Below are 24622 nucleotides of genomic sequence, written 5' to 3' on the forward strand. Positions count from 1 at the left end.
CTTTCTCCTCAGAGTTTGGCGGCGCATTTTGTCAGGATGTCGAGGTAGCCTTCGACATTCCAGGCCGAACGGCCGATGAAGAGCCCGTCGATATGCGGGCTCACGATCAGTTCTTCGCAGTTCTGTGGGTTGACTGACCCGCCATAAAGGCAGGGGATCTTCCGGCCGAGCACAGCTTCGGCAACGGCGATTATTTCAGACTGGCGGGCATCTGCGTAATCCGCAGTCGCCGGAATGCCGTTTTCGCCGATCGCCCAGACGGGCTCGTATGCCAGCAGGATCTCGGCGCTCTTCTGGCCGCTCGAAAGTTTCGAAAGTGCACCACGCACCTGGGCCGCTAGGATTTCGGCAGCCTTCCCGCTTTCACGGTCGGAGAGCGTCTCGCCAATACAGATCAACGGAATGAGACCGTGGCGAACGGCCGCTTCGGTCTTCAGGCCAACTGTCTCGTCGGTCTCTCCAAAATGTTCGCGCCGCTCTGAATGGCCGAGCTCGACGAGATCGAGATCGCAGTCCTTCAGCATCACCGGCGAGACTTCGCCCGTCCAGGCTCCCTGGTCGGCCCAGTGCATGTTCTGCGCGCCGACCTTCACGGACGTTTTGGCAAGCATTGCCTTGACCTCGCGTACCGCCGTGAAGGGCGGAATCACGAAGCGCTGGATGCGCGGGTCGCGCGCGGCATCCGCGGCTTCGAGGCCGCGCGCGAAATGTTGAGCTTGCGCAAGCGTCTTGTTCATCTTCCAGCTGGTGCCAATCCAGAAGCGTGGTTTTTCGGTCATGTCGGATCCTGCGTTGATGCGATGGTGAGCGTAATGCCCGCCTGCTCGAATTCCGCCAGGAAAGCAGCATCCGGTGCGATGTCGGTTATAACGGCGTCGAAGTCGGCGAGATCCGCCATGACATGCAGTGCGGTGTGGCCAATGCGCTGGTGGTTGACCAGGAGGCAGGTCCTGGCCGACGACGCGATCATCGCCCGCTTGGCGCGCACGACGTTGTCGTCCATGTGGTAGGCAAGCCTGCCGCTGACGGCTGGCGTGGAAATGAAGCCGATGTCGGCCCTTAGTCGCGACAGTGCCTCTTCGGTGACGACGCCGAGATAGGCGTTGAACTTCGCCGAATAGATGCCCCCGAGCGCGATCAGCGTGATGCCGTTTTCGCCTTTCAGTCGCTCCATGATCGCCGCGTTGTTGGTGATCAACGTCAGCGGACGCTTCTGCAGCAACATTTCCCCGAGCACGGCCGCCATTGAGCCATCGTTTACCATTACGGTCATTCCCGGCTCGACCAGTTCCAGCGCGGTCTGTGCCATTGCGAGCTTGGCCTCAGTGCCCTGGCGCTCGCGAATGCGAAAGTCGCTTTCGAACTGCATTCCGGCATCGATGGTCGCGCCCCCCCGAACCTTGCGCAGGACACCTTCCTGCTCGAGATCGTCGAGATCGCGATGGATCGTCATCTTCGACACGGCGAAGCGATCGGCAAGATCGTCGAGATCGACGGTCTTGTTTTCGACGAGCAGGTTGACGATCAACTGCTGCCGCTCTTCCCTCCTCATCTCGGTCTCCGCCTTGTTTGATAACAAAATAACGATTATCTCGTGATAATCAACACTAATTGTGTTATTTTGCGATGAAAACTTGTTGTCTTGATATGCTAATCCAACAGTGCCTGCGCGGTTCGCTCGTCTGTTATAAGCCCGAAAAGGCGGCGGCTGTTGAGAATTGCCCGGATGGCCGGCACCTTCGCCTGTCCACCCGCCAGCGCCACAAGCCGCTCGCTCGTGGTTTTGGGGAATGACGCGGAGAGCGTGCGCGCTGTTAGCGTCGTCTCAAGGATGTGGCCGTCGGCGTCGAAAAAGTGCCCGAGGATTTCGCCGACACCGCCTGCGGCGGCAATGTCCTCCATTTCACGGGGCTCAACCACACCGGACAAAACAAGCTGCGCCTCTGCATCGACAGTCCCCAGGCCAACGAGCTTCAGATCGGCGTTGTTGGCCAGATCGAAGACTTCTTTGACGGCACGCTGCGCCTTCAACACTTCGCGGTCCTCGCCGGTATTGGCGAAGAAGGGAACCGGCATGACATAGGCATGGGTACCGGTCTTTTCGGCGATACGGTGCATCACGTCATAGGGATTGGCGCCGTAGTTTCGTGTCAGGCCGCCAAGCAACGAGACGAAGCGCAGGCCCTTCGCGTTCACCCTCGGCATATACTGGACGGCGGCGGAAAGCGTGCGGCCGTGACCAAGGCCGATGACCGTATTGTCGCCGCGCTCGATCTCGCGCTTGAGATAGCCGGCGCCTGCATGGCCGAGAGCGCGAAGCGGTAAGCCTTCCTCGCCGAGATCGGGTGCGACCTCGCAATATTGGAGCCCGAACCGTTCGGAAAGCCGCATCTCCAGCTCGACGCATTCGACGATATCCCCGTCGATGGTGACTTTGACGACGCCATCGGCAACCGCTCTCGCGATCAGGCGATGCGCCTTTACCGATGGCACGCCGAGGCGCCGGGCGACGTCGGACTGCGTTAGCCCGCCCGCATAGTGAAGCCAGGCAGCACGCACGGCCAGCGTATCATCGGCGTCCGTCATCACGGTTCCCTTTCGAATGTCACAGGCGGCGATTCCGCCGCATCGCAGTGCTGCCTTTTAAAGATGCCCGCCTTAGATGTTCAAGTCGGCGACGCCAGTGTCGATATGCGGCGCCCAGAAGGCGACGCTTTCGGCGATCTGCGGGATGACCTGACGATCGTTCGGCTCGCGTTCCTTGAAGGAGAGTTCCAGGCAAATTTCATTGTCCTTCGCCCCACCTTCGGCAAGTGCCTGGAGCAGAGGCGCGGGCTGAATGCGGCCCTTAGCATTGAATTCTGCAGTAAAGGGCCGGTGTCCGCCCTTGTCCATCAGGCTCTGCTTGATGTGGATGATCGGCGATACCGGCGGGACGGCCCGTGCCCAGGCATAGGGGTTGTAGTCGTCGGGGTTGGGGGAGGTGATGTCGCCATGATCGATATCCGCCATCATCCACATCGGGATGGCCAATCCGGCGGCTGCCAGCCGCTTTTGCAGCGACAGGCATGCGGCAATCGTCTCTCCGAACTCGCGACCGATGCTCATCGGTTCCCAGAAGATGCAGGAAAGGCCTGCGGCGCGTGCGTGGTCGGCTATCTCGGCCCAGCAGTCGATCGCGATCTTGACCAGTTCCTCGCGTCTGACCGGATCGTCGAAGTCCTTGTAGGTGAAGATTGCAAACTGCGTTCCGACGGAGTGGCCGCCGAGATCGGCGGTGATGTCGGCAAAAGTCTTGAACCATTCGATGTAATAGCGGCGCACATCGGCATCTGGATGTCCGAAGTGGTTGAGGCGACCATAGGGCCCCGTCATGCCTGATGTGATCCGCACACCCGTGCGCTTCAGCGCGGCGTTCATCGTGCGCGCCAGACGGCGGATCACGGGCGCCTGCCAGCTCGGATTGATGAATTCGTGGGTCAGCTGGAGGTCGCGGATCCTCAAGTCTCGCGCGACCGTCTCGATGAGGTCGTCGGGGTCTGCGAAGCGGTTCACAAGTGGATTGGTATTGAGCGAAAGGGTCAGCGGCATGGCAATATCCTTCAAGCTGCGGCAAGGCGGATTGAAGCAAACCACTCGTCAAAGGCTGCACGTTCCGCTTCGCTCAGATGCAGGTAATGCTTGGTGCGGCGGTAGAGGATGTCTTCGGCCGTCGCGGCCCATTCCGTCGCAACGAGATAGCGGGCCTCGGCCTCATAAAGCTGCCCGCCGAAATGCCGCCCGAGCCCTTGGATGCCAGTCGCACCCGCAATCACATTCTTCGTGCGGGCGCCATAGAGACGGCCGTAGTGATGCACGAGCTTGCGCGGCATCCATGGATAGGCATCGCGCAGGCTATTGGCGAAGGTCTCGTAGTCGGCATTCGGAATTTCGCCGCCGGGCAACGGCGCCTTCTCCGTCCAGTCTCCGCCCATGTTCGGAAAAATATGCCTGAGACGTTGCATGCCCCGTTCGGCAAGTTCTCGGAATGTGGTGATCTTACCACCGAAGACGTTGAGCAGAGGAGCGCCGCCCGTCTCGTCGAGATCGAAGACATAGTCGCGGGTAACGGCGGACGGATTGCCCTTGCCGTCGTCGAAAAGTGGACGAACGCCGGAGAAGCTATGCAGCACATCCTCCCGGCGTAGCTTCTCCTTGAAGTAGCGATTGACCGCCTTCAGCAGATAATCGATTTCCGCATCGTCGGCGGACACATCCTCGGCGCGGCCTTCATAGGCGATATCGGTCGTCCCGATCAGCGCCTTGTCGCCCTCATAGGGGTTGATGAAAATGACGCGCTTGTCGTGGTTCTGGACCAGATAGGCATTGGAGCCGGCCCAGAACTTCGGCACGATGATATGGCTACCCTTCACGAGACGGACGTTGCGGCCGGAGTTCGAGCCGGTGACACGATTGATGATGTCCATCACCCAGGGGCCGGCGCAGTTGACGAGACATTTTGCGCGGAAGGTTCGCGTCTCTCCGGTGAGGCTGTTTTTTGTGGTAACGATCCAGCTGCCGCTCTCACGACGCGCCGAGATTGCTGCCGATCGAGTGAGAATAGTAGCGCCCTTTTCCGCCGCGCTGACCGCATTCAGGATCACGAGGCGGGCGTCATCGACCCAGCAATCGGAATACTCGAAGCCGCGCGTGTATTGATCGAGGATCGGGGTTCCCTCCGGATCGCGCAGCAGATTGAGCGTGCGTGTCCCCGGCAACTTTTTGCGGCCGCCAAGGTGATCGTAAAGGAACAGGCCGAGCCGCACGAGCCACGCCGGACGATCCTGCGGGCTGTGTGGCAGGACGAAGCGCATCGGCCAGATGATATGCGGCGCGGCATTGAGCAACACTTCACGCTCGATCAGCGCCTCGCGCACCAGGCGGAATTCGTAGTATTCGAGATAACGCAGACCGCCATGCACCAGTTTGCCCGAACGAGACGAGGTTCCCTGTGCCAAATCGTCCTTATCGCACAGCGCGACTTTCAGCCCGCGGCCCGCAGCATCGCGTGCGATTCCCGCGCCATTGATGCCTCCGCCGATGACGAAGAGATCCAGGAGGTCGGGTTCAGTCATGTCATGCTCCTTCGATGCCTGCTGCATCAAAACTTGATTTACTCGCCTACCGGCGATGTCGTTGCGGCTCGGGCGAGCTTGCCCCAGGCAGGCGCCATTGCCTGGCGCACATCGGTGTAGGCGGAAAATAGCCGGTCGAACCGGGCAGCCTCGTTTACATCCGGAATCTCCGCGTCGCCGAGCAGCGGCGTCACCCAGTCGGCAATGCATTCGTCCATGCTGGAATAGACGCCGACGGCCACTGCGGCCATCATCGCCACGCCGGCGGCCCCCGTCTCATCGCGGCGCGACTGGCGGATCGGTGCGTTAACGGCGGCCGAGAGTGAACGGCGAAGGGCGAGCGAGCGTGTTGCGCCGCCCGTGACCCGCAACTCTTCGGGCATCGCGCCCATTGCCGCGTAGCAATCGCGGGTGGCAAGCCCCAACCCTTCGACCACACTGCGCAGCAGGTCGGGGAAGCCGTGGCGCGTAGAAAGCCCCGTGAAGCCCGCGCGCGCATTGGCGTTGACGAATGGCCCACGTTCCCCAGCTTCGGAGATGTAGGGATGGTAAAGCACCGAACCCGGCCGGCTTTCCGCAAACCAGCCGTCGATGCGCGCAATCAGGTCTGCATGCGAAGCAGGCTTGCCCGCCTCGGCCATCAAGTAGGCGGCGACGTCCAGGATCCAGTCGATGTTGATCGTAGCGCCCATGTTGGTCTGGACCTGGGTGACGATGCCGGGGATGGGCAGGGCGATCACATAGCCCGTTCCCTCATGATTGAGCTGAACGTCAGCAACGGGCTTGGCACGCATGTGCACGCCCGTCGAGCCGATCGTCGAGCAGGCGGCATTGCGAGCGCCGCTGCGCACGCCTGCACCGAGCGCCGTCATCGCCATGTCCACATAACCAAGGCAGACCGGCGTACCGGCAAGAAGTCCGCAGGCCCTCGCCGCCTCGGACGTCAGCGGGTGACTGATCTCGGTGCCGTCGATGATTTCAGGCAGAAGCGCCCGTCTATGGCTCAGGCCGAGCGCATCGATCACCACCGCATCATATTGCCGGGTCCGGAAGTTGCCGAAGGTAAAGCTCGCTTCGGACGGATCGGTCGCCCGCACGGTTGTCAGGTTGAGATAAAGCCAGTCCTTGCAGTGCAATGCCGTCTCCGCTCGGTCGAGAAGGTCCGGTGTGAAGCGATCCATATGGGCGAGTTGCGCACCCTGCTGGCAAGTGTTGAGGCCGGTGCCCGTTGCCTCGAAGCGGGCACGGTTCTCATTTCCGCCGGCAAGCGACGTGACGGTCGGTGCGGCGCGCGCATCGAGCCATAGCCAGGCATCAGCGACCGGCGTATTGCCGCGGCCGACGAGCCAGGTGCCGTCGCCTTGGCCGGTGACCGCGACGGCTGCGGTGCGTGATGCGAGATTGGGTACTTTTTCTCCGAGGCCACGTAACGCGCTGGCGCAATCAAGCCAAGTCTGACCCAGCGACTGCGTTGCGGAGCCGTCGTCTCCCGTCGTGTATCTGTTGCGTACGGAGGCCGTGGCGATCTGGCGTCCGGACAGATTAAAGGCCACCGCCTTGATGACGGAGGTACCGGCATCTATCCCGATGATGATCTTCTCAGTCGATGTCATCGCAGGACCATCCCGCCTCTGTTGCGAGCGCCTCGGCGGCTGTTACGCGCGTCCAATTCATCTGAAGTCCTCCCGATCGGCAAGATTCGTTGGGGATTCGGCATCCGGCTGCCAACTACTTCGGTCCTTCTGGCCTGCGGCAAGCTGCTCTGCCTTTTGAAAATCCTGGATGGAATATGTGGCCGAACCTCCGACAGGTCGTTGCGGAACATAACATAAAGATACCATAAGGCTAGTAAGATTTTGCTGGCATTGAAATTTTTTTCAGCTAGAATAAATCGCATAAGAGTGTAGAAAGCCGCTTGCGAAGTGATGGGCCGCAACGTCATCATCGCCAGTCTCCGCTGCGCCGGATCTGAATAATACGCAATCTGTACAGCGAGTTATATGCCTCTGCCGGGTACGAAGCGTAGAGGAAAGTTTGTGCGTTTGCTTCCAATTATTCCGCGCTGCAGCGGGAAAAACTGAACGCGAAGTCACGCGTTTTTGCTCAGGTTCTCACCAAGTAGCCGTTGACACGTGTCGAAAATTATAACATCGTTTGCGACGTAAATAACATAGTTCTATCACGGAGGTGCGCTTCCGGATCGAGAGCTGCAGGTCCAGGTGGTTGGAGGAGTCAGTCGCCGGTCTTGCTGAGGAGGCTTCCAAATGAGGATTTTTGTCCACGGTTGCGGTCCTGCCGGTGATTCGCCGATTTTTTGCTCTGGTGCGGCACAACGGGTCCGCCGGTCTGCGATTGCTGCCGCGCTCGCCCTTCTTTCCTCGCCATTCAAGTCAAAGGCCGTCCGGACATGAGTACACCGCCTGATTATGCAGCATCAAAGCCGAGCAGCGGCAATTTCAAACTCATCGCAAGCGCAGCGCTTGCCGTCATCGTCGTTGGAGCGATTGCGCTCGATACCACGGTCGTCAAGATCGGCTCCGCCGACGATGTCCGCCAACAGGCATTTTCCGCGGAGACTTTCGGCGCAGACCAGTTCCCGAAGATTAAGGCGAATGTCGAGGATCGGGCCGTTGCGGTCGCCGAGCTTGCGGCCGCAATCGCTGCCGACAAGAAGGCAGCCGCCGAAAAATACGGCACTGCGACGAGCACCGGACCGGTGATTCCGGTTACGCTGACGGGTGTCTTCGGCGCCCGCAAGGCGAACATTAGCGAGATAAAAGTCGATGGGTTGCCTCCCGAGACGGTGGTCCGTGTCCAGACCGGTCCTGCGGTCAATGGCACGGACCTCCGTGACGCGACCGGAACCATCGAATTCGGGCAGTTTACCAACCAGATCCAGTATCAGGATGCCGGTTCGGCCATCAACAACGAGATGAAGAAGACGGTCTTTGCAGGCCTCGATCCTGACACGCTGGATGGAAAGACGGCGACCGTGGTGGGTGTCTTCAAGCTCATCAACCCGAAGAACTGGCTCGTCACGCCGGTGAAGGTCGAGGTCAAATGAGCCAGCCGCTATGCAACTCCGGAAGCCGGGGCGAGGTCGTTCTTGCCGCTCGCAACATCGCCAAGTCCTATGGCAATGTTCACGCCCTGAAAGGAGTGAACTTTGACATCCACCGCGGCCAGGTCACGACTCTGTTCGGAGAGAACGGCGCGGGCAAGTCGACTTTGATGAAAATCCTTTCGGGGGTCGTGCAGCCGAGTTCTGGCGAGATCATCCTCGACGGCTCGCCTGTCAGCTTTGCATCGTCGACCCATGCGCGCGGGTGCGGGATTTCTATCATTCACCAGGAGCTCAGCCTGGCACCCAATCTCAGCGTCCGTGACAACATCTTCATGGGTCGAGAGATCATCAAGGGTGGGGTTGTCGACTTCGCCGAGGAAGAGCGCCAGACACGTGCGCTCATGGAAGAGCTCGAGGAAGACATCGATCCGCTGACGCGTGTCGAGGATCTCCGCCTCGGCCAGCAGCAGATCGTCGAGATCGCGCGCGCCCTTTCTATCAATTCGCGTATCCTCATCATGGACGAACCGACTTCGGCTTTGAGCGCCACCGAAGTGGAAGTGCTCTTCAAGGTCATCCACGACCTAACCAGCCGCGGCGTCTCGATCGTCTACATCTCGCATCATCTGGAAGAGGCCCTGCAGATCACCCACCACGCCGTTGTCCTGCGCGACGGGAACATGACGGCCTATGCGGAGCGCAAGGATATCGACCTCGAATGGATCGTCCGCAACATGGTCGGCGATAACTTTGACCTTGGCAATCCACCGCAAGGCCATCAGTTCGGCGCAGTGGCGCTTTCCATCGAAAACCTGAGTGTTCCCGGTCCTTTCGGCGCTGCCTATAATGCGGTCGACCGCCTATCGCTGCAGGTGCGCACCGGCGAGGTCGTCTGCATATACGGGCTGATGGGGGCCGGGCGGACCGAACTCCTTGAATGCATTGCCGGTCGCCTGCGTTCGAACGGCGGCAAGGTTCTGCTCGAAGGACAGGACGTCGGCGGGCTCAGCATCGCCGGACGCATCGCCGGCGGTCTCGTCCTTGTACCCGAAGATCGCCAGCGCGATGGCCTGGTCCAGACGATGACGGTCGGATCCAATCTGTCGCTTGCGAGCATCGGCGCCTTTACGAAGGGGCTGTTCACCTCCGGCCACCGGGAGCGCGATCTCGTCAACGATGCGATCCGCCGGGTGCATGTGAAGACCGATGGCGGCGCGGCAGCGATCGGTTCGCTGTCCGGCGGCAACCAGCAGAAGGTCGTCATCGGCAAGATGCTGGCAACCCAGCCGAAGGTGATCCTGCTCGACGAGCCGAGCCGCGGGATCGATATCGGCGCCAAGGCCGAAGTGTTCAAGCTGCTCGCGGAGCGCGCCAAGCAGGGACTGGCGGTCATCTATTCGACATCCGAAGTCAATGAATGCCTGAGCATCGCGCACCGCATCGTCGTTATGCACCGCGGCAGGATATCGGCCGAGTTTGGCTCGGACGTCACCAAGGAAAAGATCATGGCAGCCTCCGGCGAAGCCGTGGTCGCGCACTAGCCTGGAACTATGGAGCGCTGAGTATGTCAGTCACAAACATCGTCGAGAAGAAGTCAGTTTCCACCAGGCAGAAGCGCAATACCAACGTCGTGCGTCTCATCCTGGAAGGCCGGGCATTCTTTGCGCTGATCGTCATCATCGCAGTCTTCTCGTTCCTGTCACCCTACTATTTTACGCTGAACAACTTCCTGATCATGGCGTCGCACGTCGCGATCTTTGGCATTTTGGCAATCGGCATGCTGCTGGTGATCCTGAACGGCGGCATCGACCTGTCGGTGGGCTCGACGCTGGGGCTCGCAGGCTGCATCGCCGGCTTCATGATGCAAGGCGTCACGCTCAACTATTTCGGCGTCATCCTCTATCCGCCGGTCTGGGCCGTCGTCATCATCACATGTGCGCTTGGTGCTTTGGTGGGTGCCGTCAACGGCGTGCTGATCGCTTACCTCAAGGTGCCGGCCTTCGTCGCTTCACTGGGTGTGCTTTATGTAGCCCGCGGAATTGCGCTATTGATGACCAATGGCCTGACCTACAACAATCTCGGCGGCCGCCCGGAGCTCGGCAATACCGGGTTCGATTGGCTCGGCTTCAACCGGCTCGGAGGCATCCCGATCGGCGTGATCGTGCTTGCGGTTCTGGCAATCGTCTGCGGCATCGTGCTGAGCCGCACGGCCTTCGGCCGTTGGCTCTATGCCTCGGGTGGTAACGAACGTGCGGCCGACCTTTCGGGCGTTCCCGTCAAGCGCGTCAAGATCGTCGTCTATGTGCTGTCGGGTGCCTGTGCCGCGATCGCCGGCCTGGTGCTGTCGTCGCAGCTGACCTCCGCCGGTCCGACTGCCGGCACCACGTACGAACTGACGGCCATCGCAGCCGTCGTCATCGGTGGTGCAGCGCTGACCGGCGGCCGCGGTACGGTTCGCGGCACCATGCTCGGGGCCTTCGTCATCGGCTTCCTCTCTGACGGCCTCGTAATCATCGGCGTCTCAGCCTACTGGCAGACCGTCTTCACCGGCGCGGTGATCGTTCTCGCCGTCCTCATGAACAGCATCCAATACGGCCGCCGGGTCAAATCGTCCTGACGGCTTCAACTGAACTTATCCGCGACGGCAGGCTGGATTCCATGAAGGCCGATTGGGGAAAGCACCGCCGGGTCTCCGGCAATAACTGAGCTCACTAATGGGAGAGAGACTATGTTTAAAAAAGGCATGCGCATTCTTTTTGCCGCCGCGACTGTGGCGCCGCTTCTTGCAAGCTCGGCCTGGGCGGCCGGGATGATGACGATCATCGTCAACGACCCGTCGAACCCGTACTGGCTGACAGAAGGCAACGTTGCCAAAGCCGCCGCCGAAAAGCTTGGCTATACCGCCTCGGTCAGCGCGCACAAGGGTGACACCAACACCGAAAGCAACCTGATCGATACAGCCATCACCAACAAGTCGGTTGCGATTATCCTTGATCCGGCGAATGCTGACGGTTCCGTCGGTGCGGTGAAGAAGGCCGTTGCCGCAGGCATTCCGGTTATCCTCGTCAACGCGGAAATCAACCAGGAAGGCCTGGCGAAGGCGCAGCTCGTTTCCAACAACGCCCAGGGTGCAGCACTCGGTGCCCAGCAGTGGGTCGAAGCTATCGGCGACAAGGGCAACTATGCCGAACTCTTCGGCGCACCGTCGGACAACAATGCCGCGACGCGCTCCAACGGCTATGAGACCGTGCTTTCGCAGTATCCGGACCTGAAGAAGGCTGCCAAGGAAGTCGCCAACTGGGACCGTACTCAGGGCCATAACAAGATGCAGTCCATGCTGCAGGCAAACCCGGACATCGTCGGCGTCATCTCTGGCAACGACGAAATGGCGCTGGGCGCCATCGCCGCTCTCAAGGAAGCCGGCAAGCTCGCCAACATCAAGGTCGGCGGTTTTGACGGTTCTCCGGATGCTGTTGCGGCCATCAAGGCAGGTGAACTCCAGTACACCGTCCTGCAGCCGGTTGCCGTGTTCTCCGAAGAAGCGGTGAAGCAGGCAGACAGCATCATCAAGACTGGCAACACCGGTGCAAAGAGCGAGAAACAGCTCTTCGATTGCCTGCTGATCACCAAGGACAATGTGGATAAGTACACGGGTCCGTTCGTCTTGTCGCAGTAATCATCGAAGGGGCGCTCGAAAAGGCGCCCCTTTCAGCGACGGCGGCACAGGCTGCTCGGCTCTTCGGATGCCGGAAACGCTAACTTGTGGGCCGCAACCGCCCGTTCCATGTCGCCTTTTTGCCTTGGGGCGGCAATCACTGTACGAAGCTGGGATCCAGAGTTCAGCGACAAGGGTGACCCGTGACACAGAAGACGAGCCAGGGCGACGATCTGTTGGACCAGCTTACGAGCGACAGCCGCCAGACGCGCCAGATCGCTCGCCGGCGCATGATTGCCGAGGCCGTCATGAATGAAGGCTCGATGCGGATAGAAGACCTCACCGACCGTTTCGGGATCAGCCTGATGACTGCTCATCGCGACGTGGACGAACTTGTCAGCCGCGGTCTCTTCAGGAAGACGCGCGGCATCGTCACTGCGGCTGCCACCAATCTCATAGAATCAAGCGAGGTCTATCGCTCGAACCGCCAGTCGGCGGAGAAGAAGCTGATCGCCGAAGCGGCGATGCAGTTCGTTGAGCCGGGGCAGGCCATTTTTTTCGATGATTCGACCACGGTATTACAGATGGCGGCGCATCTGCCGTCGAAGGTACCGGTCACGGCCATCACCAATTCGCTGACGCTCATGAACGCGCTGAAGGGCATGCACGACGTGACGCTGCTCGCACTCGGTGGACAGTATTACAACTGGTGTAACGCCTTCATGGGTCGCATGACCATAAACGAGATCAGAGGTCTCAGGGCCGATGTCGCGTTCATCTCCATGTCGGCGATCAGCGACGGCACGGTTCTGCACCAATCCCCGGAGACGGTCGATACCAAGCGTGCCATGTTCGACTGTTCCGTCAAGCGCATCCTGCTTGCTGATCACACGAAGTTCGAGCAGCGGGCGCTTCACAGTTTCGCGGCACTGGACGAGTTCGACGTCGTCATCGTCGACGACAAGACGCAGCCGGTGCACATCGACCGCATGCGGTCCAGAGATATCAACGTTGTCATCGCCAAGGGCGCCGGAGGGCGCTCGTGACCGGACAAGCCCGTTGCTGATAGCGAGGTAAAAGCGAATGCCGAGTCTGCTCGGGATCGATAGTGGCCTGACGGTCACCAAGGCCGTCATCTTCGATATTGACGGCACGCCGCTCGCAGTCGCCCGGCGCCGCGTCACGCAGTTTATCCCAAATGCCCGCCATATCGAACGGGACATGGACGAATTGTGGAGCGCGACGGTTGACGCGATTCGGGAGGCGATCACCCTCAGCAATCGGCCGGCAAGCGACATCCAGGGCATCGCGGCAACGGCCCACGGGGATGGCATCTATCTGCTCGACCACGAACGGACACCTTTGGGCCGGGCCATCCTGTCCCTGGACAGCCGGGCCGGTGCCGTCATCGATCGGTGGATGGAAAGCGATGTCGCCGACCAAGCCATCGAGCTCACGGGTCAGATCCCGCATGTCTCCGCACCATCGACACTGCTTGCCTGGATCCGCGACATGGAACCCGAGCGGTTCAAACGCATTGGTCATTTCCTGAGCTGCAAGGACTGGCTGCGGTTTTGCCTGACAGGCATCGTCGGTACGGATCGCACGGAGGCAAGTACCTCCTTTACCGATGTGAAGACACAGGAATACAGCCAGGAGGCCCTGAGGCTCTTTGGGCTGCAGAAACTTGTCCATGCTCTGCCGCCGGCCGCGCGTTCCGATCAGATCATCGGGCGGGTGACACGTGAGGCGGCGCATCTGACCGGCCTTGCCAAGGGAACGCCGGTCGTTGCCGGGCTGCATGACGTCACGGCCTCCGCGCTCGGGGCAGGCGGCTATGCCAAGGGCGTCGTCGCCGTCATTGCCGGTACCTATTCGATCAATGAGACGCTATCGTCGGAACCGCGGGTCGACCGGCGTTGGTTCTGCCGCAACGGCATCGCGCCCGGCATCTGGAATAACATGTCGATCTCGCCGGCATCGACCGCGAATTACGACTGGTTTCTCGACAAGCTGTGCGCCGGCGAGCGGACGAAGGGCGAGGCGCAAGGCAGCTCCATTCACGCGTTGCTCGCGCCGGAAATCGATGCGGCTTTCGATCGGCCATCGACGGCGCTCTTCCATCCCTACCTGTTCGGCTCGCCCTATGGTGCTTCGGCAAGTGCCGGCTTCTTCGGCCTCGGCGGCTGGCACGATCGCGGCGACATGCTGCGGGCCGTGCTTGAGGGTATCGCTTTCAATCATCGCATCCATGTCGATGCACTTGGCGACGGCTTTGAATTTGAAGAGGCAAGGCTTGCCGGGGGTGTCTCGCGCAATCCGCTGGTCGTTCAAATGTTCGCCGATGTGCTCGGCATACCGGTGACCGTGACCGAAACGGATGAGGCCGCCGCCTGGGGTGCTGCTCTTTGCGCCGGATCGGGCGCTGGCGTTTATGCTGATCCGCAGAGCGATCCGCGCGACATCTCCCGCATCGCGAAGACGTGCCAGCCGGATGCGGCACGCAGCGCGGACTACGACAAACGCTACCGGGTCTTCCGCCAGATCGCCGACGCTATGACGCCCCTTTGGCCGAAAATTGCCGGCCTTGCGCCGGAGCAATCGGTAACCGACGAGGCAGAACCCCGGCACTGATGCGTGGGCGATTTAGGACGACAAGATCATGACTCCCGACATGCAGCAACGCTTCTCGAACCTTGGAGAGGGCGACATCGACGTCCTGATCATCGGAGCGGGCATCAATGGTGCCGGACTGTTTCGCGACCTTTCGACGCAAGGCGTCAATTGCGTGATCGTCGACAAGGCCGATTTCGGCTCCGGGACGAGTGCTGCGCCATCGCGCCTTATTCACGGCGGCCTGAAATATCTCGAGACGGGCGAGTTCGGCTTGGTCGCCCAGTCGACGTTGGAGCGCAATTTGCTGCTGAAGAACGCTCCGCATTGCGTCGAGCCATTGCCTACTTTCATACCGGTATTCTCCTGGACACGGGGTATTTGGGCAGCGCTGCGCACGCTGCTTGGCTCCAAGACTGCGCCACGCAGCCGGGGGGCCGTTCTCATCAAGATCGGGCTTAGGCTCTACGATTTCTTTGGATCACGCGACCAGGTCATGCCGCGCCATCGGCTGATCCTGAAAAAGAAGGCGCGCAAGGAAATGCCGGACCTCACCCCGGCAATCGTCGCCGGCGGAATTTATTACGACGCCAAGATCAGCAGGCCTGAGCGGCTCGTCTACGAACTCGTCATGGACGGGCTCGAGGCAAATACGAAGAGCCTTGCCGCCAATTTCGCGACGCTTGCGGCAGTCTCCGGCGGGCGGCTGACATTCAGGCAACCGGACGGCGGCGAATTTGCTGTGTCTCCCAAACTGGTGGTGAACGCCGCCGGTCCCTGGATCGATCATGTCAATGGGGCGCTCGGCGCTCCCTCTCGGATGATCGGCGGTACCAAGGGTTCCCACATTCTGCTGGATCATCCTGAGCTGGTTCGCGGCCTGAACGGCCACATGATCTATTTCGAGGCCGATGATGGGCGCATCTGCCTCGTCTACAGCTATCTCGGGATGGCGCTCATCGGTTCCACTGATATCCCTGCCGACGACCCGGATAATGTCCGCTGCGAGGAACCGGAAACCGAATATTTTCTCGATAGCGTCCGCTCGCTGCTACCGACGCTTCGCTTCGATCGTGATCAGATTGTCTACAGTTATAGCGGCATCCGTCCGCTGCCGGCCTCCGACGCGACCGCCCCGGGGCTGATCAGTCGCAATCATTCCGCACCGGTGAAGGAGCCGGAAGAAGGCAGGCCGTTTCCGATCATCTCGCTGGTCGGCGGAAAGTGGACTACTTTCCGCGGTTTTGCCGAGGAAGTTGCCGATTCCGTTCTCGCGCGCCTGCAGCATGTTCGCAAGCAGTCGACCCGCTACCTGCCGATCGGTGGCGGAAAGGCCTTCCCAATGGATGTGCAGCAACGAAGCGTCTGGATCAAGGAAATCGCGGCGCGGACCGACGCGCCGGTCGAGCGCGTGGACGAACTGCTTGGCCGCTACGGAACGACGGCTGCGGCCGTGCTCTCTTTCTCGTCGGCATATTCCGATGAACAGCGGCTGACGGGCGCGGGGCACTACAGTTTCAAGGAAGTCGACTGGATTGCTCGAAACGAACTCGTCGTACACCTCTCAGATATCGTCCTTCGGCGCACGACGCTTGCTATCGAAGGCCGCTTGAAGCTCGAAGGCTTGCGGGAAATCGCCGGTGTCGCCGGGGCTGCGCTCGGCTGGAACGCCGAACGCATTGCAGGCGAGATCGAGGACGTCGTCAACCAGCTTGAAAATTTCCATGGCCAGACGCTCGCAAGCAGGATGCCTGCCGCCGGGCCTAAGCAGACACAGCACCCCGCGTCAGCATAGGCTGCAGCTCAAGAGAAGACCGGATCGAGCGAACCGGATTTGTAGCGCTTGGCCATTTCCGACACAGGAAGCGGCGCAATCCGGCTTGCCATTCCGGCCGTGCCGAACTGTTCGAAGCGCTCCTTGCAGAGCTTGCTGAGCGCAGCCATCGCCGGCTTAAAATATTTGCGCGGGTCGAATTCGCTCGGATCTTCCTGCAGCACTCGGCGGATCTGGCCGGTCATCGCCATCCTGCCATCGGTATCGATGTTCACTTTGCGCACGCCGTTCTTGATGCCGCGCTGGATTTCTTCGACCGGCACGCCCCATGTCGGCTTCATCTGGCCGCCGTACTTGTTGATGATCTCCTGCAGTTCGATCGGGACTGACGACGAGCCGTGCATGACGAGGTGCGTATTCGGCAGTTTGCGGTGGATCTCTTCGATGACGCTCATCGCCAGCACGGATCCGTCCGGCTGGCGGGTGAATTTGTAGGCACCATGGGACGTGCCCATGGCGATCGCCAGCGCATCGACCTTGGTTTCGCGCACGAATTTTACGGCCTCGTCGGGGTTTGTCAGCAGCTGGTCATGCGACAGCTTGCCTTCGGCGCCGTGGCCGTCCTCGGCCTCGCCCATGCCGGTTTCCAGCGAGCCGAGAACGCCGAGTTCGCCCTCGACTGAGATGCCGCCGAAATGCGCCATGTCCGTCACCATCTTGGTGACGCCGACATTGTAGGCCCAGTCAGCCGGTGTCTTGGCATCCGCCTTCAGCGAACCGTCCATCATCACCGAGGTGAAGCCTGCCTGGATCGCCGTCATGCAGCTCGACGGATCGTTGCCGTGGTCGAGATGAACGCAGACCGGAATATGTGGATAGATCTCGACGACGGCATCCATCATGTGCTTCAGCATGATGTCGTTGGCGTAGGCGCGCGCTCCGCGCGACGCCTGCATGATAACCGGTGCACGAGACGCGTCCGCGGCCTCCATGATGGCGAGTGCCTGCTCCATGTTGTTGATATTGAAAGCGGGAACGCCGTAGCCTTCCTCCGCAGCGTGATCGAGCAGCTGCCTCAGCGTGATGCGTGCCATTCAAGATTTCCCCATATCGATGGTCGAACGGAACGCCGCCATCCTGTCGAAAGTAGAGCCCCCGGCGCGCTGGCTGTTCGCGCGCCCAATTTGTAAAGGGCAGAATGGCATAGGAGGAGGAATGTAACAAGCAGGAATAACAATATCACAAGCAGTATGATATTTGCGGGGAACCATCTTCGCATGCGCTCAACCGATCGGAGCAGCGTGGGCGCAGGGAGTGACAAACCCTGGCTGCGTCAGTAATCTCGCGCGACTAGCCGGCAATCCCGTTGCGACAACCGAAACAACGCCTATAGAGAGGAACCATGAAGCGAACCTGTTTTGCGGCCACGTTGGTGGTGGCGTGGAGCCTGACATCGGCACTGACCTTCGCGGCGGACGACGCTCTATCGGAAATCAAGAAGGCTGGCGTGATCAAGATCGGCACGACGGGCGACTACAAGCCCTTCAGCTACAAAGCTGCTGATGGCACCCTCACGGGCGCGGACATCGCCATGGCCAAGGATCTTGCCGCCGATCTCGGGGTCAAGGCGGACTTCGTTACCACGACCTGGAAAACAATGTTGGACGATTTCAAGGCCGGCAAGTTCGACATCGCACTCGGCGGCATTACCGTAAACGCCGCTCGTGACGAAGTGGGCGACTTCTCGGTGCCCAATGTGACCGACGGAAAGCGACCGATTGCCCGCTGCGAGGACAAGGAAAAATACACCACGCTTGATGCGATCGACCGGCCCTCCGTGCGGGTGATCGTCAATCCGGGCGGGACCAACGACAAGTTCGCCCACGAGCATTTCGACGAGGCGTCGATCGAGGTGTTTCCCGACAACAAGACAATTTTTGACCAGATTGCGTCGGGCAGGGCCGATGTGATGGTCACGGACGGCGTGGAGGTGGACCTGCAGTCCAAGCTGCATGCCAGCGTCTTGTGCCCGGTCGCCGTCAAAGAGCCGTTCACGCATTTCCAGAATGCCTATCTGTTGCGCGAAGACCCCGCCTTAAAGGCGGCGGTGGACGCTTTCATGCGCAAGCAACTGGAAAGCGGTGGGTGGAAAGAGAAACTCGACGCGGCAATGCAGTAAGGAATCTCTGCTGCGTAATAGCGGACGAAAAGAGTATTGTCCGCACTCATCTGCTGGGATCATCGGCAGCGCTCAGCGGAACCAATAGGCCTAACTTGACGTCCCTCAGCACTACATTCGTGTGCATGCGCCGGATCTGCGGGTTTTCTTTCATGATCAGCGCCGCGATGTCGTCATAATGTTCGACGTCGCGGGCCGTGATAATGGTGATCAAGTCCACCGCTCCGGTAACGTAGTAAACTTGCTGGATGTGATCCTGCTTTTCCGCCCAAAGGCGGAACTTCGCTAGGGCATCGTAGTTGTCACGCTCGATCTCCAATCCGGCGATGAACACCATCGGTGTGCCCGTCGCCTTGCGATCGACGACGGCTACTTCTGCCTTGATGATGCCGTCCTCGCGCAGGCGTTTCAGCCGCCTCTGCACCGCCGAGGTCGAAAGCCCGACCTTTTCGGCGATGGTTTCCGCCGTCAGCTGACAATTGCGCTGAATGATGTCGAGAATATCGCGATCAAAGCCATCCAATCTTTCCATGCTGCTCCCTCCGCTTTCCGACGGCGAAATTACCCGGCGACACCGGTGTTCTGTCATATTAAACGCATTTGAAACAGATTTCTGCATAATAAATGCAAAACAATCAGAATTTGCGCGCAAAAACCGCAGCTATCCGCGATATTCTCCAAACATTATTTGAACCGGTACCGCGCATGACAAAACCGTCTATCCAGGCACTTCGTGTGGATGATCTTCACAAGAGCTACGGCCCACATGAAGTCCTCAAGGGCATTTCGACAACAGCCCGTAAAGGCGACGTGATTTCGATCATCGGTTCGTCGGGCTCCGGGAAGAGTACATTCCTGCGCTGCATCAATTTGCTGGAGATACCGGATCGGGGCCGCATTGTCGTGAACGGCGAGGAAATCGCTTTGAAACACAGCCGCAGCGGGCAGATGCAGCCGGTGAACTGGCGGCAGATCGAGCGGCTGCGCACCGGCCTCGGCATGGTTTTCCAGAACTTCAATCTCTGGGCACATCGAACGGTTCTTGAGAACGTCATCGAAGCACCGGTCCAGGTCATGGGATATGCTCGCCGCGAGGCCATCGAGAAGGCGGACGCTCTCCTCAATAAGGTTGGGCTCTACGAAAAGCGCGACGCGTACCCCGCCTTTCTTTCCGGCGGCCAGCAGCAACGGGCGGCCATCGCCCGGGCGCTTTGTGTCGATCCGGCCGTCATGCTGTTCGACGAGCCGACCTCGGCGCTCGATCCCGAGCGGGTCGGAGAGGTGCTCAAGGTGATCCGCGAGCTCGCCGAGGAGGGCCGCACAATGCTGATTGTCACCCATGAGATGCGCTTTGCCCGCGACGTCTCAAGCCACGTTCTCTTCCTGCATCAGGGCCTGATCGAGGAGGAGGGATCGCCTCGGCAGATCTTCGACGCCCCACTCAGTGCCCGCTGCCGGGAATTTACCGGCATGCTCGCCCATCATTGATCCGCCGCTTGGTCACAGATACCCCCAAACAGGAGAAATCCACGAATGAAACTGCTCCCCCTGCTGCTCGCCGGCGCCACGCTTGCCATTTCTGCCATCACGGCTCAGGCTGAAGTCCGTTTTGGCGTCATGAACGAATCGTATCCTCCCTTTTTCGCCAAGGATGCCTCCGGTGAGTGGCAGGGCTGGGAAATCGACCTGATGAACGCCGTGTGCGAGCAGATGAAGGAGAAATGCTCAGTTGTCGAGGTATCCTGGGATGGGCTCATTCCGGCGCTGCAGAGCAAGAAGTTCGATGTCATCTGGTCGTCGATGTCAAACACTGCAGAGCGCTCGAAGGTCATCGACTTCACCGACAAGTATTACAACACGCCGAGCACCTTGATCGGCCCAAAAGACCAGAAGCCGGGCGCGACGGCCGACGACGTGAAGGACAAGACTCTCGGCATTCAGGTCTCAACCATCCAATCGGAATACTACAAGAAGTATTTCGCCGATGTCGCTGACGAGAAGACCTATCAGACCCTGGACGAGGCATTCCAGGATCTTGCCGCCGGCCGCATCGACTATGTGTTCGGGGATTCCCTTGCCCTTGATGCATTCCTGAAAAGCGACGCCGGCAAGGATTGCTGCGTCAAGATGGGTGACGTCGCCGACGACGGGGCGATTCTCGGAGCCGGCGTTTCCGGCGGCCTGCGAAAGGAAGATTCCGAGCTCAAGGCAAAGCTGAATGCTGCGATCGCCGCCGTGCGCGCCAGCGGCAAGTACGGTGAAATCACCAAGAAATATTTCGCCTTCGACATCTACGGTACGAACTGACCTCGATCCCGGATCCGGCCGGACGATGGCAACCGAACCACGAGGCATATTAGACCTGCTTTCCCCCTATCCGCCCGGATGGGGTGGAACCCTGCTTGTCGGTGCCGTCTCCACGATTGCCATCTCCGCCGGCGCTTTCCTGATCGGCATTCTGCTCGGGACGGGAGGCGCGCTTGGCAAGCTTTCCGGCAACAGGCCGCTCGGCTTGCTGCTCAATGTCTATACGACAGCTATCCGCGCCATTCCGGAACTGATTTTGATCGTCGGGCTCTATTATGCGGGAATGGACGGCCTCAACCGGCTTTTGGCCGGGCTCAATCTGCCTGCGATCGAAGTGAACGGCTTCGCCGTCGCCGTCGCCGTGCTCGGCTTCGTGCAGGGTGCCTATATGACGGAAGTGCTGCGCGGCGCGATCCTCGCCATCCCCGTTGGTCAGATCGACGCGGCGAAAGCCTTCGGCATGGGGCCGATGCTGCGTTTCCGCCGAGTCATCCTGCCGGCATTATTGCCAAATGCCCTGCCGGGCCTTGCCAATCTGTGGATGTCGGTCACCAAGGACAGCGCGCTGGTTGCCGTCGTCGGCTATCAGGAACTGGCGCTCGCCACTCGCCTGGCTGGCGCGAGCACCAAGCATTATTTCATCTTCTTCCTCGCATCTGCCCTTCTCTATCTCGCTCTCACGCTCGTCTCCAATATCGTCTTCAACCTGATCGAGCGCCATGTGCGGCGCGGACAGCCGAAGCCTGCCTAAGGAGCACACGGCATGACCTTCTCGTGGATAGCCTCCTATTGGTCGCTTCTATTGGCGGGCGCCGCGCAGACGGTGCTGCTGCTGGTGATCTCGGTCGTCTTCGGATTCGTCCTGGCGATCGGCCTCGCCTTCGCGCAGGTGAGCGGCGGCCCGCTGACGCAATATCTCGCTCGCGGCTACTGCACCTTCTTCCGCGGCACGCCGCTGCTCATCCAGCTCTGGCTTTTCTATTACGGCGTCGGTTCGCTGCTGCCAATGATCCCAGGCCTGCGCCAGAGCCTGTTCTGGCCCATCCTGCGTGAGGGCTTCTTCTTCGCGGCCGTGAGCTTTACGCTAAACTATGCCGCCTACGAGGCGGAAGTGCTGCGCGGCGCGCTGCTCGCAGTGCCCAAGGGCGAGTTGGAAGCGGGCCGAGCCTTCGGCATGCGGCCCTTCACTCTGATCCGGCGCATATGGCTGCCCCGGGCCATTCGCATCGCATTGCCGACAATCGGCGGCGAAATCGTCATGCAGCTCAAAGCGACACCACTCGCATTTACCGTCACAGTGATGGATCTCTACGCGGTGGCGAGCAAGGTGCGCCAGGACACGCTGCTCGTTTATGAGCCGCTGATCGTCGTTACTGTCTTCTATCTCATTCTCACGGCAATCATCGCTCGCGCCTTCCGCCTCCTCGAGGCGCAGGTGCCATCGCGACGCTAACGCCAACGCGGAAATGAACGGTCATGACTCCACACCTTCCGGACTTGTTTCGCCGTGCTGGCAGAAATGAGTGCTGGAAGGCCGTCCGCCAGAGACGCTTCCGGTTGTCGATCGGCTCGAAACTGCGGACGACATCATCGCCCACTCGCGGCCAGGCTTTGCGGCCGGCTTTGGTTCAATTCCCCTACGGAGACTTATCCATGAGCAGACTGTGCATTCTCGACGGCGGCATGAGCCGCGAACTCCTGCGCCTCGGTGCCGAACTGAAGCAGCCGGAATGGTCGGCACTGGCGCTAGTCAATTCGCCAGACATTGTCCGAAAGGTCCACGAGGAATTCATCGCCGCCGGCTCGGACGTCGTCACCACCAACAGCTATGCGCTGGTGCCTTTCCACATCGGCGAGGAGCGGTTTCAGAAGGAAGGGGCGGCGCTCATCGCGCTCTCAGGCCAATTGGCACGCAAAGCCGCCGATGCCGTCAAGGATCGGAAAGTCCTGGTTGCTGGTTCGCTGCCGCCAATCTTCGGGTCCTACGAACCCCAGAACTTTGATCCTTTGCGGGTCCAGGACTATCTCAAGGTGCTAGTTGAACAGCTCAGCCCCTTTGTGGACCTGTGGCTCGGGGAAACCCTCAGCCTGATCGCCGAGGGCGAGGCTGTGCGCACTGCAGTCGCCGCAAACGGGAAGCCGTTCTGGATCTCGTTCACGCTGGCCGATGACGAGGTACAAGTAAAAGGAGGTGAACCGAAGCTGCGTTCCGGCGAGCGGGTCGACGATGCGGCGAATTGGGCAGCCTCGTCTGGCGCGCAGGCGCTCTTGTTCAACTGCAGCAAGCCAGAAGTCATGCGGGCGGCGGTTGAAACAGCATCTCGTGCATTTAAGACTAGGGGCTCCACGGTAGAGATCGGTGTCTATGCCAATGCCTTCGAAGGGGAGCAAAATGATTCCGGCGCGAATGAAGGCCTCCATACTACCCGCAACGATCTGAACGATGATGGCTATTCGCGCTTTGCCTGCTCTTGGGCGGAGGCCGGTGCAACAATAATCGGCGGCTGTTGCGGCATTGGTGCCAGGCATATCCATCGCCTTAAGCAGACCCTGGCGGGTGAATCTGTATGAGCGAATGCTGCAAAGCCGCGTTTGTGTCGCAGGTTTCCTAAGTTTACACAGCCGAGGCTGTGATGAGTGTACGACCGATCAGGAGGCATATACCTTGAATCTTATGCGTCGCGTGCTTTTGGGATCGATGTGGACCATGATCGGCTGGAAACCTTCGTTGGCGCAGGAATTCGGTCGAGATTCGTCTGACGGGGAAACAACGACGCAAACCGAGGCGAAAGGATCGTCAGTAACGCCCCGGCATGTTCTCTGTTTTCTCGGCAACGAGCGCAACCTGACGCCTTTGTCCGGTGCGGCATCGCAGGCCATCCGCGACTTCGCCACGGGATTCAGCGTCGACGAGGACTATTCTCAGGCCGAGCCGGATGATCGTGTGGAGCAGTCATTCGCCGTGTGCTGGGATCGGGTCGAACCTAGAGCGTGGAACGCGGCAGACGAGGAAGGCGTCGCCAATCACCAATCCGTGCTCTATGTCCTTGGGCCGAGCATGACCCAGGTGGAGACGGTGAAGGTTTCGATGGCAGCCGCGCGCCTTGTCGGACGGTTGATCGACGCGGGAGCGGTTGCCGTAAAGGGAGAAAGCGCTGGCGTCGCCCATGGGCTTGATCGATGGAGAGAACTGATACGCCAAGGAGCCGAAGCGCTCAAGGCCGGCGACCTTTTGGCTCAACAGCGGGTCGGACGCCTGGCTTTCGCGAAACGCACGCTATCAGCTCGGGGATATTTTGAGAGTGTCGGTTTTCATCTCGTGGGGCTTCCGGAAGTGTATGTGCCGGAACCGGTTGGCTCTGAAAGGCAGGCTGTCGCCACGATGGATGCGGTCGCTGACGAGATCGCAAAGCGGGGGCTCGAGCCGACACTTAAGATACGCCATGCAACCCTTTCCTTTGCTTCAACTTACGACGTGGACGAGTTCAAGTTCAATCCATATGGAATTGTCAGGCTCGCCACGTGAGCTGGGCGAATCCAGGCGAGGGGCCGTCGTCAAAAAGAAGGCGGTAGGCCCTCATGTTTGCCCACCGCCCTCCGCCTCCGAGCGTTCGCCGCCACGCGCTCAAGAGAGAGGCTGAGTCTATCTCAGCGGGGCCTCGGTTTGTATCGAAGCCGACAAACAAATGCATAGTGTCATCCAACAGTCACATAGCAATTGTGTGTTGTGATTACCGTCACGCAAATGTCATTGAAGTTGCTGCGGTCGTTGTCGCCATTGCTGTGGACAAGCTGTGGATAATCGGTGGATAACGCAATCAGTCAGCGCATGATATGGTCCCCAAATCCGATCCCATGTTGCCTATCCGTTCCGAATCTCTTCATCTTGTCGGTGCCTGCTGTCGACCTCCGCCGC

The 24622-nt window shown here is 60.1% G+C and carries 22 protein-coding genes; 14 read left to right on the forward strand and 8 right to left on the reverse strand.

Annotated elements, in window-relative coordinates; translation table 11 throughout:
* Positions 1–8: 8 nt before the first annotated feature.
* The 6 genes from QA644_RS23100 to QA644_RS23125 form a co-directional block, all read right to left on the reverse strand.
* Positions 9–779, reverse strand: a complete 771-nt coding sequence (locus QA644_RS23100) for a triose-phosphate isomerase (RefSeq protein ID WP_283073489.1) — start codon at positions 777–779, stop codon at positions 9–11.
* Positions 776–1552, reverse strand: a complete 777-nt coding sequence (locus tag QA644_RS23105; RefSeq protein WP_194731561.1) for a DeoR/GlpR family DNA-binding transcription regulator — start codon at positions 1550–1552, stop codon at positions 776–778. The genes QA644_RS23100 and QA644_RS23105 overlap by 4 nt, the downstream gene beginning before the upstream one ends.
* Before the next feature lie 98 nt (positions 1553–1650).
* Entirely contained in the window at positions 1651–2586 is a 936-nt protein-coding gene (locus QA644_RS23110) for a sugar-binding transcriptional regulator (protein WP_283073490.1), read from the reverse strand.
* Positions 2587–2658: 72 nt separating this feature from the next.
* The gene (locus tag QA644_RS23115) at positions 2659–3591 is read right to left on the reverse strand and encodes a TIM barrel protein (RefSeq protein WP_074071384.1); all 933 of its coding nucleotides are present in this window, start codon (positions 3589–3591) and stop codon (positions 2659–2661) included.
* 11 nt (positions 3592–3602) lie between these two features.
* Positions 3603–5114, reverse strand: a complete 1512-nt coding sequence (locus QA644_RS23120; protein ID WP_283073491.1) for a glycerol-3-phosphate dehydrogenase — start codon at positions 5112–5114, stop codon at positions 3603–3605.
* A 38-nt stretch (positions 5115–5152) separates the two neighbouring features.
* Positions 5153–6727, reverse strand: coding sequence for an FGGY-family carbohydrate kinase (locus QA644_RS23125; RefSeq protein WP_283073492.1), 1575 nt, complete (start codon positions 6725–6727; stop codon positions 5153–5155).
* Positions 6728–7521: 794 nt separating this feature from the next.
* Here QA644_RS23125 and QA644_RS23130 point away from each other — a divergent pair.
* The 7 genes from QA644_RS23130 to QA644_RS23160 all read left to right on the forward strand — a co-directional run bounded on the left by QA644_RS23130 (position 7522) and on the right by QA644_RS23160 (position 16241).
* Complete coding sequence (locus QA644_RS23130) at positions 7522–8178, forward strand: DUF2291 family protein (protein WP_283073493.1); 657 nt, start codon at positions 7522–7524, stop codon at positions 8176–8178.
* Positions 8175–9719, forward strand: a complete 1545-nt coding sequence (locus QA644_RS23135; RefSeq protein ID WP_283073494.1) for a sugar ABC transporter ATP-binding protein — start codon at positions 8175–8177, stop codon at positions 9717–9719. Before QA644_RS23130 ends, QA644_RS23135 begins: the two co-directional genes overlap by 4 nt.
* A gap of 23 nt (positions 9720–9742) precedes the next feature.
* Positions 9743–10795 (forward strand): ABC transporter permease, encoded by a 1053-nt coding sequence (locus QA644_RS23140; protein WP_283073495.1) that lies wholly within the window; start codon positions 9743–9745, stop codon positions 10793–10795.
* A 111-nt stretch (positions 10796–10906) separates the two neighbouring features.
* On the forward strand, positions 10907–11854 hold the full coding sequence (locus QA644_RS23145) for a D-ribose ABC transporter substrate-binding protein (protein ID WP_074071389.1): 948 nt from the start codon (positions 10907–10909) through the stop codon (positions 11852–11854).
* A 182-nt stretch (positions 11855–12036) separates the two neighbouring features.
* Positions 12037–12879: a DeoR/GlpR family DNA-binding transcription regulator gene (locus QA644_RS23150; protein ID WP_074071390.1), complete on the forward strand. Its 843-nt coding sequence runs from the start codon at positions 12037–12039 to the stop codon at positions 12877–12879.
* A 37-nt stretch (positions 12880–12916) separates the two neighbouring features.
* Positions 12917–14467, forward strand: coding sequence for an FGGY-family carbohydrate kinase (locus tag QA644_RS23155; RefSeq protein WP_283073496.1), 1551 nt, complete (start codon positions 12917–12919; stop codon positions 14465–14467).
* A gap of 28 nt (positions 14468–14495) precedes the next feature.
* Positions 14496–16241, forward strand: a complete 1746-nt coding sequence (locus tag QA644_RS23160; RefSeq protein ID WP_283073497.1) for a glycerol-3-phosphate dehydrogenase/oxidase — start codon at positions 14496–14498, stop codon at positions 16239–16241.
* Positions 16242–16249: 8 nt separating this feature from the next.
* On the opposite strand, the gene fba is transcribed toward QA644_RS23160, so the two are convergent.
* Positions 16250–17314, reverse strand: coding sequence for a class II fructose-bisphosphate aldolase (fba, locus tag QA644_RS23165; protein WP_283073498.1), 1065 nt, complete (start codon positions 17312–17314; stop codon positions 16250–16252).
* 308 nt (positions 17315–17622) lie between these two features.
* Between fba and QA644_RS23170 the strand changes: the two genes are divergently transcribed.
* Positions 17623–18399, forward strand: a complete 777-nt coding sequence (locus QA644_RS23170; protein ID WP_194731553.1) for a transporter substrate-binding domain-containing protein — start codon at positions 17623–17625, stop codon at positions 18397–18399.
* Positions 18400–18445: 46 nt separating this feature from the next.
* On the opposite strand, the gene QA644_RS23175 is transcribed toward QA644_RS23170, so the two are convergent.
* Positions 18446–18931, reverse strand: coding sequence for an Lrp/AsnC family transcriptional regulator (locus tag QA644_RS23175; RefSeq protein WP_283073999.1), 486 nt, complete (start codon positions 18929–18931; stop codon positions 18446–18448).
* A 173-nt stretch (positions 18932–19104) separates the two neighbouring features.
* Between QA644_RS23175 and QA644_RS23180 the strand changes: the two genes are divergently transcribed.
* The 6 genes from QA644_RS23180 (at position 19105) to QA644_RS23205 (ending at position 24232) form a co-directional block, all read left to right on the forward strand.
* Positions 19105–19887, forward strand: coding sequence for an ATP-binding cassette domain-containing protein (locus QA644_RS23180; protein WP_283073499.1), 783 nt, complete (start codon positions 19105–19107; stop codon positions 19885–19887).
* Positions 19888–19932: 45 nt separating this feature from the next.
* Positions 19933–20706: a transporter substrate-binding domain-containing protein gene (locus tag QA644_RS23185; RefSeq protein ID WP_283073500.1), complete on the forward strand. Its 774-nt coding sequence runs from the start codon at positions 19933–19935 to the stop codon at positions 20704–20706.
* Positions 20707–20731: 25 nt separating this feature from the next.
* Complete coding sequence (locus QA644_RS23190; RefSeq protein WP_283073501.1) at positions 20732–21457, forward strand: ABC transporter permease subunit; 726 nt, start codon at positions 20732–20734, stop codon at positions 21455–21457.
* A 12-nt stretch (positions 21458–21469) separates the two neighbouring features.
* Complete coding sequence (locus QA644_RS23195; protein ID WP_239601265.1) at positions 21470–22159, forward strand: ABC transporter permease; 690 nt, start codon at positions 21470–21472, stop codon at positions 22157–22159.
* 200 nt (positions 22160–22359) lie between these two features.
* On the forward strand, positions 22360–23277 hold the full coding sequence (locus tag QA644_RS23200) for a homocysteine S-methyltransferase family protein (RefSeq protein ID WP_283074000.1): 918 nt from the start codon (positions 22360–22362) through the stop codon (positions 23275–23277).
* A 94-nt stretch (positions 23278–23371) separates the two neighbouring features.
* On the forward strand, positions 23372–24232 hold the full coding sequence (locus QA644_RS23205) for a hypothetical protein (RefSeq protein ID WP_283073502.1): 861 nt from the start codon (positions 23372–23374) through the stop codon (positions 24230–24232).
* The last annotated feature ends 390 nt before the right edge of the window (positions 24233–24622 follow it).

Source organism: Rhizobium sp. CC1099 (genome assembly GCF_029714385.1).
GTDB lineage: Bacteria > Pseudomonadota > Alphaproteobacteria > Rhizobiales > Rhizobiaceae > Rhizobium.

Bases quoted from the DNA above. Each gene is read 5' to 3' on its own strand.
- fba (WP_283073498.1), bottom strand. From the start codon at position 17,314: ATGGCACGCATCACGCTGAGGCAGCTGCTCGATCACGCTGCGGAGGAA.
- QA644_RS23115 (WP_074071384.1), bottom strand. From the start codon at position 3,591: ATGCCGCTGACCCTTTCGCTCAATACCAATCCACTTGTGAACCGCTTC.
- QA644_RS23195 (WP_239601265.1), top strand. From the start codon at position 21,470: ATGACCTTCTCGTGGATAGCCTCCTATTGGTCGCTTCTATTGGCGGGC.
- QA644_RS23175 (WP_283073999.1), bottom strand. From the start codon at position 18,931: ATGGAAAGATTGGATGGCTTTGATCGCGATATTCTCGACATCATTCAG.
- QA644_RS23130 (WP_283073493.1), top strand. From the start codon at position 7,522: ATGAGTACACCGCCTGATTATGCAGCATCAAAGCCGAGCAGCGGCAAT.
- QA644_RS23120 (WP_283073491.1), bottom strand. From the start codon at position 5,114: ATGACTGAACCCGACCTCCTGGATCTCTTCGTCATCGGCGGAGGCATC.
- QA644_RS23200 (WP_283074000.1), top strand. From the start codon at position 22,360: ATGAGCAGACTGTGCATTCTCGACGGCGGCATGAGCCGCGAACTCCTG.
- QA644_RS23160 (WP_283073497.1), top strand. From the start codon at position 14,496: ATGACTCCCGACATGCAGCAACGCTTCTCGAACCTTGGAGAGGGCGAC.
- QA644_RS23125 (WP_283073492.1), bottom strand. From the start codon at position 6,727: ATGACATCGACTGAGAAGATCATCATCGGGATAGATGCCGGTACCTCC.
- QA644_RS23190 (WP_283073501.1), top strand. From the start codon at position 20,732: ATGGCAACCGAACCACGAGGCATATTAGACCTGCTTTCCCCCTATCCG.
- QA644_RS23110 (WP_283073490.1), bottom strand. From the start codon at position 2,586: ATGACGGACGCCGATGATACGCTGGCCGTGCGTGCTGCCTGGCTTCAC.
- QA644_RS23180 (WP_283073499.1), top strand. From the start codon at position 19,105: ATGACAAAACCGTCTATCCAGGCACTTCGTGTGGATGATCTTCACAAG.
- QA644_RS23170 (WP_194731553.1), top strand. From the start codon at position 17,623: ATGAAGCGAACCTGTTTTGCGGCCACGTTGGTGGTGGCGTGGAGCCTG.
- QA644_RS23135 (WP_283073494.1), top strand. From the start codon at position 8,175: ATGAGCCAGCCGCTATGCAACTCCGGAAGCCGGGGCGAGGTCGTTCTT.
- QA644_RS23105 (WP_194731561.1), bottom strand. From the start codon at position 1,552: ATGAGGAGGGAAGAGCGGCAGCAGTTGATCGTCAACCTGCTCGTCGAA.
- QA644_RS23100 (WP_283073489.1), bottom strand. From the start codon at position 779: ATGACCGAAAAACCACGCTTCTGGATTGGCACCAGCTGGAAGATGAAC.
- QA644_RS23185 (WP_283073500.1), top strand. From the start codon at position 19,933: ATGAAACTGCTCCCCCTGCTGCTCGCCGGCGCCACGCTTGCCATTTCT.
- QA644_RS23155 (WP_283073496.1), top strand. From the start codon at position 12,917: ATGCCGAGTCTGCTCGGGATCGATAGTGGCCTGACGGTCACCAAGGCC.
- QA644_RS23145 (WP_074071389.1), top strand. From the start codon at position 10,907: ATGTTTAAAAAAGGCATGCGCATTCTTTTTGCCGCCGCGACTGTGGCG.
- QA644_RS23140 (WP_283073495.1), top strand. From the start codon at position 9,743: ATGTCAGTCACAAACATCGTCGAGAAGAAGTCAGTTTCCACCAGGCAG.